General features: G+C 38.5%; 14 protein-coding genes and 1 riboswitch. Of the genes, 1 reads left to right on the plus strand and 13 read right to left on the minus strand.

All coding sequences use genetic code 11. The annotated features are described in order from the left end of the window. Window positions 1–2: 2 nt before the first annotated feature. The 4 genes from cmk to RG571_RS10730 form a co-directional block, all read right to left on the minus strand. Entirely contained in the window at window positions 3–683 is a 681-nt protein-coding gene (cmk, locus tag RG571_RS10715; protein ID WP_002339415.1) for a (d)CMP kinase, read from the minus strand. A 48-nt stretch (window positions 684–731) separates the two neighbouring features. After that, a complete protein-coding gene (locus RG571_RS10720; RefSeq protein ID WP_002294404.1) occupies window positions 732–1,367 on the minus strand; it encodes an SAG1386/EF1546 family surface-associated protein in 636 nt (211 codons plus the stop codon). A 65-nt stretch (window positions 1,368–1,432) separates the two neighbouring features. Further along, window positions 1,433–2,836, minus strand: a complete 1,404-nt coding sequence (locus RG571_RS10725; protein WP_230341058.1) for an ATP-dependent DNA helicase RecQ — start codon at window positions 2,834–2,836, stop codon at window positions 1,433–1,435. Further along, window positions 2,823–3,854 carry a helix-turn-helix domain-containing protein gene (locus RG571_RS10730; protein ID WP_002306939.1) on the minus strand — a complete coding sequence of 344 codons (1,032 nt, stop codon included), beginning with the start codon at window positions 3,852–3,854 and terminating at the stop codon, window positions 2,823–2,825. Before RG571_RS10730 ends, RG571_RS10725 begins: the two co-directional genes overlap by 14 nt. A gap of 30 nt (window positions 3,855–3,884) precedes the next feature. Here RG571_RS10730 and RG571_RS10735 point away from each other — a divergent pair, with 30 nt between their 5' ends. Next, on the plus strand, window positions 3,885–4,106 hold the full coding sequence (locus tag RG571_RS10735) for a ferredoxin (protein ID WP_230341059.1): 222 nt from the start codon (window positions 3,885–3,887) through the stop codon (window positions 4,104–4,106). A 164-nt stretch (window positions 4,107–4,270) separates the two neighbouring features. Here RG571_RS10735 and RG571_RS10740 read toward each other — a convergent pair whose 3' ends face one another. The 9 genes from RG571_RS10740 to xerD form a co-directional block, all read right to left on the minus strand. Beyond that, window positions 4,271–5,008, minus strand: a complete 738-nt coding sequence (locus tag RG571_RS10740; protein ID WP_002339417.1) for an alpha/beta hydrolase — start codon at window positions 5,006–5,008, stop codon at window positions 4,271–4,273. 153 nt (window positions 5,009–5,161) lie between these two features. Further along, window positions 5,162–6,502: a M20 family metallopeptidase gene (locus RG571_RS10745; RefSeq protein ID WP_002294399.1), complete on the minus strand. Its 1,341-nt coding sequence runs from the start codon at window positions 6,500–6,502 to the stop codon at window positions 5,162–5,164. Window positions 6,503–6,738: 236 nt separating this feature from the next. Next, on the minus strand, window positions 6,739–8,262 hold the full coding sequence (locus RG571_RS10750; protein ID WP_002290168.1) for a YfcC family protein: 1,524 nt from the start codon (window positions 8,260–8,262) through the stop codon (window positions 6,739–6,741). Between the two features lie 377 nt (window positions 8,263–8,639). Next, entirely contained in the window at window positions 8,640–9,251 is a 612-nt protein-coding gene (locus tag RG571_RS10755; RefSeq protein WP_002339418.1) for an ECF transporter S component, read from the minus strand. A gap of 122 nt (window positions 9,252–9,373) precedes the next feature. Next, a riboswitch (FMN riboswitch) is annotated at window positions 9,374–9,498 on the minus strand. Window positions 9,499–9,579: 81 nt separating this feature from the next. After that, window positions 9,580–10,296 carry a pseudouridine synthase gene (locus tag RG571_RS10760; protein WP_195193448.1) on the minus strand — a complete coding sequence of 239 codons (717 nt, stop codon included), beginning with the start codon at window positions 10,294–10,296 and terminating at the stop codon, window positions 9,580–9,582. 5 nt (window positions 10,297–10,301) lie between these two features. Then, on the minus strand, window positions 10,302–10,871 hold the full coding sequence (scpB, locus tag RG571_RS10765; protein WP_002296975.1) for an SMC-Scp complex subunit ScpB: 570 nt from the start codon (window positions 10,869–10,871) through the stop codon (window positions 10,302–10,304). Then, a complete protein-coding gene (locus RG571_RS10770; RefSeq protein WP_002298145.1) occupies window positions 10,855–11,625 on the minus strand; it encodes a segregation/condensation protein A in 771 nt (256 codons plus the stop codon). Before RG571_RS10770 ends, scpB begins: the two co-directional genes overlap by 17 nt. Further along, on the minus strand, window positions 11,622–11,993 hold the full coding sequence (locus RG571_RS10775; RefSeq protein ID WP_002294387.1) for a GNAT family N-acetyltransferase: 372 nt from the start codon (window positions 11,991–11,993) through the stop codon (window positions 11,622–11,624). The genes RG571_RS10770 and RG571_RS10775 overlap by 4 nt, the downstream gene beginning before the upstream one ends. Before the next feature lie 18 nt (window positions 11,994–12,011). After that, window positions 12,012–12,899 (minus strand): site-specific tyrosine recombinase XerD, encoded by an 888-nt coding sequence (gene xerD / locus RG571_RS10780; RefSeq protein WP_002339420.1) that lies wholly within the window; start codon window positions 12,897–12,899, stop codon window positions 12,012–12,014. Window positions 12,900–12,982: the final 83 nt, after the last annotated feature.

Here is a 12,982-nt window from a genome sequence, read left to right on the forward strand (position 1 = left end):
ATTTAAAAAAGAAGATAACCTTTTTTCAAAACAACAGCTTTTATTGCTGCAACGACTTCTGGAATCGATTTGCCAGTCGTATCGATACGAACAGCATCCTCTGCTTGCTTCAGCGGAGAGACGTCCCTTGTTGAATCATAATGGTCTCTTTCCTGTATCTCTTTCGTCAGTGTTTCAATATCAGTCGGAATTCCTTTTTCTTGGTTCTCTTTGAAACGTCTTTCTGCACGCTCACTTACGCTTGCTACTAAAAAGATTTTCACTTCTGCATTCGGTAATACAGCTGTCCCGATGTCTCTTCCGTCCATGACAACGCCACCGCGTTCCCCTATTTTTCGTTGGATAGCAACTAATTCTTCTCTGACTTTTCCATGTGCAGAGACTTCAGAAACAGCTTTTGTGACATCTGGTTGACGGATTTCTAAAGTCACATCTTTTGATGCTATGAATACATGCTGTCCATCTTCTTGTTGCGAAAAAGAGATAGGATACTTTTTGATCAGCGAAACTAGCCCTTCTTCATCTGAAAAAGATACATTGTTCGTAATAGCTAAATAAGTTACTGCGCGATACATGGCACCGGTATCTGTATAAATATAATTCAATTCTTTTGCTAATATCTTGGCAACGGTACTTTTCCCAGATGAAGCAGGCCCGTCGATTGCAATACTGATTTGTGTCATGATATAACTCCTTTTTCTCAAAAAAAAAGCCGCAAAGCGCGGCTATTATTATTTAATTCTTAATTCTTGACCAGGGTAAAGCATAAAGTTGTTTGGATCTAAGCCATTCAATTCAAACAATTGATCAGTGGTGATTCCTGCACGTTCAGCCACTTGTTTTGGACCTTCGCCTGCTTGAACAGTCGTTGTTGAACCGGCTGCAGCTGATGAAGAAGGTGTTGTTTCTGCTGCATTGCTGCTTGAATCCCCTGCTTGATAAGTTGCCTCACTTGAGGAAGTCGGTGTTGTCTCTGCTGCAATACTGCTTTCTGACGTTACACCTGTATCTTGAGACACAGTAGATTCTTCCGCGATTGTACTAGATTCTACTGTTGAAGTCTCAGTTGACTCCTCTTTTGTTGTACTTGTAGAACTTTCAACTACTGATGTCGAAGTTTCAGAAGAAGTTGCTGCTGTTGCATTGTTGCTTGATCCATTTCTGATCCAGAAATAAGCACCTGCTGGAATAGCGATACATAAGACCAGTAAAATCAAAAATAGCGAAAGAAATAATGTATTTCCTTTCTTTTGTTGTCTCTGAGAACTTCTTGATGAAACTTCATCATCTGTATCGTAGATTGGTTGTTCCCATGGTTCTTGTGTTTCGTTATTTTCTGTAGATTGATGTCTATCTTTTCTGCTCACTGTTTTACCTCCTAAACTCTATCGTGTGTATTATACCATAGGAAAAAGTGTCTTGTCCTAAAAAATCAATGTTCCATGTTTTTTTTAAATAAATTTAGTAAAATCGTTTCCCAATGAAGTTGTTCAGTCTTAGAAAAAAGCTTCCTCTTTGGCAGAAGTTCTGCTTTTGCTCCATCAATATCACAACAATTCTGCGGCTTTTTGGAGAGTTTTTCGCCAAAATAAGCTAAGATGAATTTTCTGCGGCAGTTTTCTTCATTAATATAGCGAAGCATCTGCTGCAGGCGGAATTCTTTTTCTTTTTCCTGACGTTTGAGCCGTTCCACCCAATTTTCTGGTTTTTCAGACTGCTGGATCAGCTCCATCCATTTTTTTTGCAGCTCATCAAAGGGAGCTTGCTCTGTGGCATATTCCAAATAAAGCTCAAAACTTTGTCGCTGTTCTCTAGAAAGTTGATTAAAGAAATAATGGATACGTTCATCCCCACTTTGATAAAAAAGAATTGCTGCACTTTCTTCCTGATCTCTGCCTGCTCGACCGATTTCTTGTACATAGTTTTCTAGACTGTCTGGCAAATCATAATGGACCACATAACGGATATCAGATTTATCGATCCCCATACCAAATGCATTCGTAGCAATGAGAAACTGCAGCTGATTTTTTACAAACTGCTGTTGAAGTTGTCTTCTTTGAGCTGCATCAAGACCACCGTGATAGTATCCAACTGTAAAACGTTCCCTGAATAAATGATACAATCGTTCGACTTCTTTTTTTGTTGCACAATAAATGATTGCCGCTCCTTGTGCTCTTTCCATGAAGTGTTCAAGTTCTTGTTCTTTTTGCTGCGTTTTCCGAACAAAAAGCGAGATATTTTGCCGATTGACTGATTGTCTGATCTCTTTTGGTGGTCGATCAAATAGTACATGACGTATATCTCTTGCTACTAAATCTGTTGCTGTCGCCGTTAGTGCCAGTGTGACCGGGTTTCCTAAAAGCTTTCGGATTTTTCCTAACTGTTGATATTCTGGACGGAAATCAACTCCCCATTGAGACACGCAATGAGCCTCATCTACTACATATAACGCAATATTTTGTTTTTTCAGATGCTCTAAAAGAGAAGGATTAGTCAACATTTCGGGACTCAAAAACAAAAATTTATATTGCGATAGATGACGGAGGACGTATCTTCTTTCAGATTGCGAAAGTAAACTATTGAAAGCAGTTACTCGTTTCTCCCCTCGTTTTTGTAATTGAGTCACTTGATCTTCCATTAGAGAAAGCAGCGGTGACACGATGATGACCAGACCTTCCATTAAATACCCCGTCAATTGATAGCAAAGGCTTTTTCCCGTTCCTGTAGGCAAAATAGCGAGAGTATCTTCTCCATCAAGCAACGCCTGAATAATTTCTTCTTGGCCGGGACGAAATGAATCAAATCCAAAATATTTTTTTAATTCATTTATTAACATTCTGTATCGCTTCCTTTCTCAATAGATAGATTTGATACAAACGAAATTCTCCATAATCTAATTGTCCATCTACATTCCATTCGCTAAAGCGCCACTCTCGCACGGAATCCTTATTTGGTTCCAAACGTTCGATTGTTTCTGCAGAGAGAATCCGCTCGTATGGAAAATCATCAAAAAACAAGGCCCACTCAATAAGATGATCTGTTACTGTTCCTCTTTTTAAATGACGGATTGCCATGATCTGGTCAATTGTCTGACCATTCATAAACATCTGCTTGGTGATCATCATGCTTTGATTGAAATTTTGCTGTAATAATGAATCGATCAAAGCGTGCCAAAGCGAATCTGGCCGTTTTTCGATTTGTGCTAACAAAAGGTGGATACATCTGCTTTGTTGCAGATAAACCGCTGACTCATCATTGTTTTTTGCCAGCTGATAAGGAAGCAGCCCTGTTCGCTCATTTCCAGATAATTGGTTAGCTAAAAAATCTGCTGCTTCTTCTGGTATCTCCGAAAACAGCTGCACCAAACTCTCATACGCAGTATCAATCAAAATTTCACGTGGCAATTGGCTTTCACTAAGCCATTTTTTTAGTTGGAAAGTATAAAAAGGACTTGTCTCTGCTGGAAGATAGTCTTGAATACCCGTTGCCAGATTAGAAATTACTTGAACAGCAAATTTAATGAGCCGCCAACTAGTTTCCCCTGTTCTGCCATAGCGGTCAAAACGCAAACCAGTATGTTCTATTTGATGTTCGGACAACATATCAGCCCCTGTAGGCGTTAGCTTCGCTTCATTTTCATTTATTTCGATCCAACCTTGCTGCGCAATTTTTTGCAAAATTTGATAAAACTTATCCTGCTTCAATTCTGGAAAACTGTTATGGATAAACAAAAGTTCGTGGGTAAATCCATAAATAAGTACTGAAGTCGTTCGTTTTCCCACAAGGAGTTGGTAAAGAGAACTAATCCGCAGCTTGTGTCCTGATGAAAATAGCGATAAAATAAAAACAATCATATTATTCTCCTTAAGTTAGGATGGTTAGAAATGTCACTACTATGTAAACTTGTACCTGAACGCTGTATTGCATGCGGTCTTTGTCAAATCGAAGCGCCAGATATTTTCGATTATGATGAAGAAGGAATCGTTTTATTTGCCCAAGAACCAGAGGCTCATCAACAGTTCGTGATGCCGGAAGAAAAAACATATGTAAAAAAAGCGTATCAAAAATGTCCAGTTCGAGCGATTTTATTAGAAAATAAAATATAAATATAAACGAAACTTTAAAAACGTACACTAAGTTCTCTAAACTTGAAAATAAGCCGGGATCTGTTTCTCTTGTTCCGTGAAATCCCGACTTATTTTGAAAGATTCATTTGCTATCTATAGTTAATTGACTAGTTTTTTCACGGACCCTATAGGACCCATTTATATTATTTCAACTTTTTCAGCCAGTTTTCCAATGTATTGACGATCACAGTTTGCTGGTCTGCGTTAGAAATTTCTGCCTCTCCATCTCCTTTTTGCTCACCATAGCTGCCAAAACCTCCATGATTTCCGCCATTGATTGATACATACTCTGTTCTTTCCGGTAAATACTGCTTAGCTTCTTGATAAGCTTCCTGATTCAATACTTTATCTTTTGTCGCCGTGATCGATAAAAAAGGAACAGCTGATTCTGTCAATGTTCCTTTTTTGTCGGGATAACTTGCCATGAAGAATACCCCTTTTAAATGTTTGTCTGAATGATTCTTATTGACATAACGACTTGCCATTACGCCACCTAATGAATGGCCACCGATCACATAATCGGAATTTGGAAAATCTTCTTTGACCTTATCCGCTTTGTTTCCGCCCATCACTGCTAGATCAAGTGGCATTTTGACAATAGCGACTGAAAAGCCGTTTTTTGCTAAATCTTGCGCCCAAATACTATAACTTTCTGGCTCTACGAGAGCACCAGGATAAAAAATAAGTAATGGAGACTTTCCATGATTCTTTTTCTCTCCTTCAAAAAATAAGTAATCTTCTTTGTTTTTTCCTTCTTTTACCAACACTTGCGCTTCTGACGATGGTTCGTACGTATTTTGCTGTATATAGTAATAACCGGCTCCACCGAGTAATCCTAAAATGATGACTAAGCCAATTAGTATTCGTCTAAATATTTTCACTTTCTCCCACCTTTTCTATCTGAGTGACCCCTTTTTCTTAATCAAGTATGATTATACCTTAAAAAAAATAAGAGAGAAATGCAAACTTTCCAGCATCAAATAAAAAAAGACGGAATATCCATTTGAATATCCGCCCTTTTTGTATGTTTATTTTTATTTAGCACATAAACGATACACAGCTTCTGCATAAATTTCCATTGCTTTATACATACTACTTAATTCCCATCGTTCATTCGCCTGGTGCATAAAGTCAGGAGTATCAGGGAACATCGCACCGAATGCCACACACTGGTTCATCGTACGAGCAAAAGTAGCGCCGCCTGATACAAACGGTTCAGTCATGTCTCCAGTAATATCGCGATATGTCCCCAATAGATTTTTCACTAACTCACTGTCTAGTGGCACGTATAATGAATCAAGGAAGTCAAATTCTTCATAAGTCAACCCATATTTTTCTGCTGTTTTAGTTAATTTAGCTACTAAATCATCTTTCTTGAATGTAACAGGGATTCTCATATCTACACCGATTTTTGTTTGTTCTGGTGTGATTTCCAAACTTGCAAAGTTCATCGTTAGCTCGCCGGATTGTTCATCTTCTGTTTTGCCCACGACAGCTTCACCAGTTGCATTTTCTTGAACTAATTTTCCTAAGAAATTGATTGGGCCAAAATCGAATACTTCTGAAAGAGCAATTGCCAGACGAGAAATAGCATTCACTCCTTGTGCTGCATCTTTCGCGTGGATACTTTTACCAAGAACGACGATGCCTTCACCTTGTTCTTCGAAATCGAATTCGTGTTTTTTCAATGCTTCTTTTACTTCAGAAAGCTTTTCTCCAGAGTAAGGAGCTGCATCAGGAACAACATTCAACGCTCCTCCAGCTTTTACAGAAAACTCGTTCGTTCCTGGTCCTGTCAAGTAAGCTTGCAATAAGCCTTTTTCTGCATAAATTAAAGGAAATTCAGCATCTGGCGCAAATCCTTGCGTAATTCCTTCTTCTTTTTCGTTATATTTTTCTAAACAACGCCATAAATTTTCTTCATCTGTACCAAAGATAAAACGAATACGTGTCTTGAATTCCACGCCAGCATCAATCAAAGCTTTGACGGCATACATTGCCGCAATAGAAGGACCTTTGTCATCTTGGGATCCGCGACCAACTAACCAGCCGTCTTTTATAGTTGGATCGAATGGTTTTGTTTCCCAATTATTTTCGTCCCCTGCTGGAACAACGTCCATATGACACAAGATACCGAATAATTCATCTCCAGAGCCAATCTCTGAATAACCGTAATAGCCTTCTGGATCTTTAAATGTTCTAAATCCTAGCTTTTCACTGATTTCCAATACTTTATCCAAAGCTTCAATCACTTTTTTACCGAAGGGATGTCCTTGTCCTGAATCTGCTTCATCTAGTACGGAAGGAATTCGGATCAATTCGCTCAATGATTCTAATGCTTGTTCATGATGTTGTTCTGTCACAAATTTTTTCATGATATTATCCTCCTAATATGTTAAAAAGGGTCATGTCAAATTCCTCCGACACAACCTCTTCTTCTCAAATAATGACGTTTTAAGCCTGCTCCATCAGCAAGCAGAATGTTCTTAACAAATGATGAAAGAAAAAACACTCACTGAATGGAGCTATTGACTTGTCCACGTGCTTATCGATAGCCGTTTATCGGTTTCTTCATTCTTATGATAGACCTTGTACCTGTATTTGTCTAGGTTTAGAACATTGCTGCTACACCTAGGATCACACAGATGGCTACAAATAATATCGCAATTAATTTACCGGTAAATTTCCACCACACTGAAACATCGAAACGAGCAATTGCTACAGCACCCATTACGATAGCAGATGTTGGTGTAATTAAGTTTACTAAACCAGATGCAGATTGATAAGCAGTGATTACTAAATCCTTACCGACGCCGGCAAATTCACCCATAGGTCCCATGATTCCCATTGTTGCAGCAGCTAAGCCGGAAGTTGAAGGAATCAAGAATGACATAGGGATATAGAAAATAAATGTAATAATGATGAATACACTTGAAGATAATGAACTTAATCCTTGTTCGCCCCAATGTAAGATGGTGTCTGTGATTAATCCATTGTTCATAACCACTTGGATACCACGAGCAACAGCTACTACTATTGCTACACCGATCAAATCAGAAGCACCAGCTAAAAATTCAGAGACAAATTCAGACTCTTTCATGCCATAAGTGATTGCTACTACGATGGACATTACTAAGAATAACATAGTAATTTCTGGGAAGTACCAGTCACCTAATGGAAGCATGCTTTTACCTAGAACAGTACCTAGTACCGGAAGGTTTGTTAACCAGTTTGTCAATGATTCAAAAATCGTGAAATTCGCATTCAAGGTTGTCCAAGGAATCAAACTGATGATCATGATACCAAAAGTAATAAAGAACAATACATTAACATGTTTTTGTTTTTTCGTGATTACTTCTTGACGACCGATTGCTTCAATATCGAAATGCTTCATATCTTCTTTACGTTGGTTGTATACTAATGATTTTGTTGGATCTTTTTCGATCTTTGATGCATAACGATACACATATACAATAGAAATAGCTAACAAAATAACGAACATCAAGAATCGAAGACCAATACCTTCACCCATCGAAATCCCAACAGCTTGTGAAGCTACGCCTGTTGCAAAAGGATTTACCGTTGAAGCTAGACAGCCTACTTGAGACCCTACTAATACGATTGCTACAGCTACTACTGTATCAAAGCCTACAGCCATCATGACTGGGATCAGTAAAGCATAGAATGGAATCGTTTCTTCTGCCATTCCGTAAGTAGAGCCGCCTAATGCAAATAACAGCATCAATACTGGAATAAGCATTTTTTCTTTTCCTTTGAATTTCTTCACAACTGAAGCAATCCCGGCATCTAGTGCCCCTGTTTTGTTGATAATACCTAAAAATCCACCAACAACCAAAATGAAGAAAGAGATTGGGATTGCAGCAGGTGTTTCTTTAGTTAGCTCCCCCGCTGGTACACCTAGCATCCCATTGATTGGCGCCATGAAAATATCCCACAGCCCTTGAGGATTTTGTTGTACTCGTTCATATGATCCAGCGACGATGTTGCCTGCATCGTCTACACTATAGTGCCCAGCTGGTATAAACCAAGTAAGTACAGCGATTACTGCAATAATAATAAATAAGACCGTATACGCTGAAGGCATTTGAAATTTTTTCTTTTTTGTTTGTTCCATCTTCTTCTTCCTTTCTTTTCCGTTAGAGACAACAATTTTGGCTCTAATGTTATTTTATCAAAAAGAGTATCAGAACAAAAATAATAACACGCATTTTGTAAAACTTTTGTTCAAAAAGTTCGTTTTTCCCTATTCCCTCCTCTTTTTACAGGTTTTTAAAGCTTTCTTCTTTTTCATTGTAGCGTTTCCTTTTTTTTATAAACAAACATTTTCGTCTTTTAAAAGGAGAAGAATTTCACATTTGTAAAGAATTGATTGATTTTTATGCATAAATCAAAAAAATACTCAAAACAAACAAATAAAACGTTTACATTATTGCATATCTTGTATTTTTTTCCAAAAAAAAAGACCAAGAAATTTCTTGATCTTTTTGATATTTATTTGACTGCTGTATGACGTTGTTCGAACTGATGTTGTTTTCGACTTAACCATGGAAGAAGTTGCGCATGCAGCACTAAAAAGACAGCGCTCACGATGAATCCTTTGATCAAGTTGAAAGGAACGATCCCAATCAGTACATAGTTTGCTAAAGACATGCCCAGCATCTGTGTTGCGTTCAGTCCTAAAAACATTAAGTAAAGAGGCGTAATAACGAAATAATTTGCGATACTCATAAAAATAGTTAGAGTGATGGTTCCTGTAATGACACCTAAAAATTTGTTTCTTCCTTTATGCTGTTTCTTTACACTAAAGAAATAATAAATCGGGAATGTAAAGATCGTTGTTGATAAGAAACTAGCAGTGTCTCCTACCAAATTATCCGGAGAAAAACCTGTAGTCAGCAGATGTAATACTGAACGCAAGAACGCTGTTGCAACTCCGGCCGCTGGACCGAATAAGAACATGCTGATCAATACCGGGATATCACTAAAATCGATCTTCAAAAAACTAAAAGCCGGCATGATCGGAAAAGCAAAATACTGTAAAACTAATGCGATCGCAGCAAACATCGCTACTGCAACCATTTTCTGTACACGGGTGTTCTTCATTTGAAATCCTCCTGTTAGGACTCCTCTTCAGCGAACTTTTTGACGTTTCTCTCCAAATGAAAAAACTCTATTTTCCAGGGAAAATAGAGTTAGAGTTATTTGATCAAGCGTCGTCAAATAAGCTCTATCTTCTTTATCCAGACTATACTGTCGGTATCGGAATTTCACCGATTCAGCTATTTTTTGCAAAATAGGTCGTGGACTATAACCACCGGTCGGGAATTTCACCCTGCCCCTGAAGACGAACCTTATATAATTTTTGTTTACATATTCATTATACATATCTATTCAAAAAACGCAACATCTAACACTTATAAAAAGTAAGTGTTCATTTTGAGTGGTTCAGCAAACTGCTGACTTCTTTTTTGTTCAGTTCACGGTAATCCCCAGGACGTAGGCCTTGTAAAGTCAGATCTCCGTATTTTTCACGTTTTAGTTTTTGCACAGGAAGACCAACTGCTTGAAGCATATTTTTCACTTGATGATTACGTCCTTCGTGGATCGTCAATTCCACGATACTGTGGTTTGTCTTAGGATACACTGATAAAATTTGGAATTTAGCTGGAGATGTTTTTCGTCCTTCGATCTTTATTCCTTTTGTCAAAGGTGCAAGCATCGATTTTGTAGCGATCCCTTTTACCTTTGCAACGTAAACTTTATCCACTTCATGTTTTGGATGTGTCAGGCGCTGAGCAAAATCTCCATCATTTGTCAGTAGCAAGATCCCCGAAGTATCGTAATCCAGTCGACCTACAGGATAGATACGTTCTTTTACCATCGGCAAAAGATCCGTAACAACTTTTCTTCCTTTGTCATCTGCAACAGCAGAAATAACTCCTTTAGGTTTGTACAATAAATAATAACCGTATTCTTCTTGATAAATTGGGACTTCATCCACTTCCACAGTGTCATGTTTCCCAACTTTTATCCCTAATTCCCTTACAACTTGTCCGTTTACTTTTACACGTCCTGCAAGGATGAATTCTTCTGCTTTTCGACGAGAAGTGATGCCAGCGTGGGCAATTACTTTCTGCAATCTCTCCATTACAATTATTCTCCTTTATTCATTCCATCAAAGAATAGATCTGGTGACACGTCTTCTTCAAGTGAAATTTCCATTTCTTGTGTATCAGGCAGTTCTTCTAATGATTTCAAACCAAAATAATCTAAGAAGTAGCCAGTTGTTCCATATAATATCGGCCGACCTGGCCCTTCTACTCTACCTTTTTCTTCAATCAGTTTATGGGCAGCTAGACGCTGTACCGCTCCTGAAACCTGAACTCCTCGAATCTGCTCGATTTCAGCTCTTGTGATTGGCTGTTTATAAGCGATGATTGCTAAGGTTTCGACAGCGGCTTGAGATAATGTGTTTGATGTCCCTTGCGCATATCGCTTAAGTAAGGGAGCCAGCTCTTTTTTAGTCGTTAATACATAATGGCTTTCCGTTTCAAAAATATGCAAAGCTGAGTGCGAGTTTTGAGTGTAAGATTCTTTTAATTCTTTCACTAAACTTGTGACTTCTGCTTCGCTGAGATTTAACAGTCCGCTTAATTCTTCATTACTGATCCCTTCCTCGCCAACAATAAAAAGAAGGGCTTCAAGTTCACTTAATTTCGTCATGTTCGGTATCTCCTACTGCTGGATAAAGCATAATTGATTCATAGTTCTCTTTTTGTTGCGCAATGATCTGCCCTTTTTTCATCAATTCTAGCAAAGCCATAAAAGTAGTGACAACTTCACTTTTAGAAGGTGACTCAAAAAAAGAATCGAAAGTACAGCCATGCGCATTTCTTTTTATACGCTCTTCGATAAATACCATTCGTTCTTCGATCGTTGTGTCATCGGGCGTGATCGTTTTTTCCACTTTTTGAGAAAATTTCTTACGTTCTAAGATTTTCTGCATGGCACGGATCAAATCGATTTTTTTGACTTGTCCTCGCTTCAACGGCTTTTCAGCATCCGCTAACCCATCGATGTTCATAGGTTCTTTTGTGTAATAAAGACTTCGTTCCTCTGCTTTTTCTGTCAGTCTTTCAGCTGCATATTTATATTTACGGTATTCTAAAAGCTGAGTGACCAATTCTTCTCGAGGATCTTCTTCCCATAATTCTTCATCATCTGTGACGAATTCTTGGACAGGAAGCAATGTCTTGCTTTTGATTGCCATCAATGTAGCAGCCATCACTAAGTATTCTCCTGCAACAGCTAGCTCTAGTGTTTTCATTGTATGGATATAATTCATATATTGCTCCGTGATCGTAGCGATCGGTATATCATATATATCGATTTCCATTTGCTGAATCAGATGAAGCAGCAGATCGAGAGGACCCTCGAATACATCTAATTTAATATTGATCTCCGTCAACTCATTCACTCTTTCTTCTTTTTCTTTGCTAGCCATTTTCCAATGTAAGGCTCTGTGATTTCAGTTGCACGGATGGAGACATCCGGGTACTTTTCCTGTAATTCATCTAACATTTGAAAGCCCATATTCTCACCGCGATAAGACGGATTCAAAGAAATGTCATGGATGATCAGCTGATCGTTCGTTGCCCAGTAAATACCAATAATCCCTTGAATGTTGGTTGAACCTTCTGGCGTAAAGAAAAAAAGTTCATAATCGTCTTCAGATTCGTACGTATCAATCTCCTTCAACAAAGAAGTTTTACCTGTCAGTTTCTTATGGAAACTCAATAGTCCCATAGCAATTTTACGGTTTTCTTTCCGGTAATGTGTTAACATCTTCTCACCTTCCTATGACTAAGCCCTTGGAAAATGCTGCTTATAAACATCCGTCATTCTTTTCTTCGTGATATGTGTATAAATCTGAGTCGTAGAGATATCCGCGTGACCTAACAATTCCTGTACTGTCCGCAAATCAGCTCCATTTTCTAGCAGATGTGTGGCAAAGCTATGCCGCAGCGTATGTGGTGTTACTTCTTTGTAAATCCCAGCCTCTCGTACTAGCTGCTTCAGATTTTTCCAGATTCCTTGCCGAGAAAGACCTTTCCCATGATTATTGACAAATACATGCATTTCAGATGCGTCCTTTACAAGTAATGGACGTGCTTCGTCTAAGTAGCGTTCCAGCCATTGGATCGCATAATCACCTAAAGGAATGATCCGCTCTTTACCTCCTTTTCCAACTGTCTGTACCAGTCCAAGAGAAAGATGAAGATCTCCCAATTTCAATCCAATCAATTCACTGACGCGCATCCCTGTAGCATACATGACTTCCAAGATTGCACGATCTCTTATCCCTAACGTTTTTGTCGTATCAGGTGCTTCAATCAGCTTTTCTACTTCTGTCAGAGTCAATGTACTTGGTAATTTCTGTGCTTTCTTCGGCGTATCGATATGTTGCATCGGATCATGATCAGTGATACGCTCTTGCCGTAAAAACTGATGGAATCTTCTGAGACTTGAGATCATCCGAGTAACAGTTGCTGTCGCTTTTTTTTCTTCATGCAACTTCTCCAGAAAACGGATGACTAAAAAGCGATCGACATCCTGCCATGAAGCAATTTTCTGCTCCTGTAGAAAATGCAAGTACTGTTCCAAATCACGTTCATAGCTTTGTCGTGTATTGGCGGACAATCCCCGTTCAATATTCAAGTAGTGGAGATAATCGTTGATTTGCTCTTTCATAATAATCCCCCTCATGCCTCTCTATCATATCAGATACCGCTTCATTCTGATAGTCTTTTTCCATAATCTGAGCAAAGAAAAAG

The organism is Enterococcus sp. FR204 (assembly GCF_031143325.1).
GTDB classification, from domain to species: domain Bacteria; phylum Bacillota; class Bacilli; order Lactobacillales; family Enterococcaceae; genus Enterococcus_B; species Enterococcus_B faecium.

Bases quoted from the DNA above. Each gene is read 5' to 3' on its own strand.
- cmk (WP_002339415.1), bottom strand. From the start codon at position 683: ATGACACAAATCAGTATTGCAATCGACGGGCCTGCTTCATCTGGGAAA.
- RG571_RS10725 (WP_230341058.1), bottom strand. From the start codon at position 2,836: ATGTTAATAAATGAATTAAAAAAATATTTTGGATTTGATTCATTTCGT.
- RG571_RS10730 (WP_002306939.1), bottom strand. From the start codon at position 3,854: ATGATTGTTTTTATTTTATCGCTATTTTCATCAGGACACAAGCTGCGG.
- RG571_RS10735 (WP_230341059.1), top strand. From the start codon at position 3,885: ATGTCACTACTATGTAAACTTGTACCTGAACGCTGTATTGCATGCGGT.
- RG571_RS10745 (WP_002294399.1), bottom strand. From the start codon at position 6,502: ATGAAAAAATTTGTGACAGAACAACATCATGAACAAGCATTAGAATCA.
- RG571_RS10750 (WP_002290168.1), bottom strand. From the start codon at position 8,262: ATGGAACAAACAAAAAAGAAAAAATTTCAAATGCCTTCAGCGTATACG.
- RG571_RS10755 (WP_002339418.1), bottom strand. From the start codon at position 9,251: ATGAAGAACACCCGTGTACAGAAAATGGTTGCAGTAGCGATGTTTGCT.
- RG571_RS10760 (WP_195193448.1), bottom strand. From the start codon at position 10,296: ATGGAGAGATTGCAGAAAGTAATTGCCCACGCTGGCATCACTTCTCGT.
- scpB (WP_002296975.1), bottom strand. From the start codon at position 10,871: ATGACGAAATTAAGTGAACTTGAAGCCCTTCTTTTTATTGTTGGCGAG.
- RG571_RS10775 (WP_002294387.1), bottom strand. From the start codon at position 11,993: ATGTTAACACATTACCGGAAAGAAAACCGTAAAATTGCTATGGGACTA.
- xerD (WP_002339420.1), bottom strand. From the start codon at position 12,899: ATGAAAGAGCAAATCAACGATTATCTCCACTACTTGAATATTGAACGG.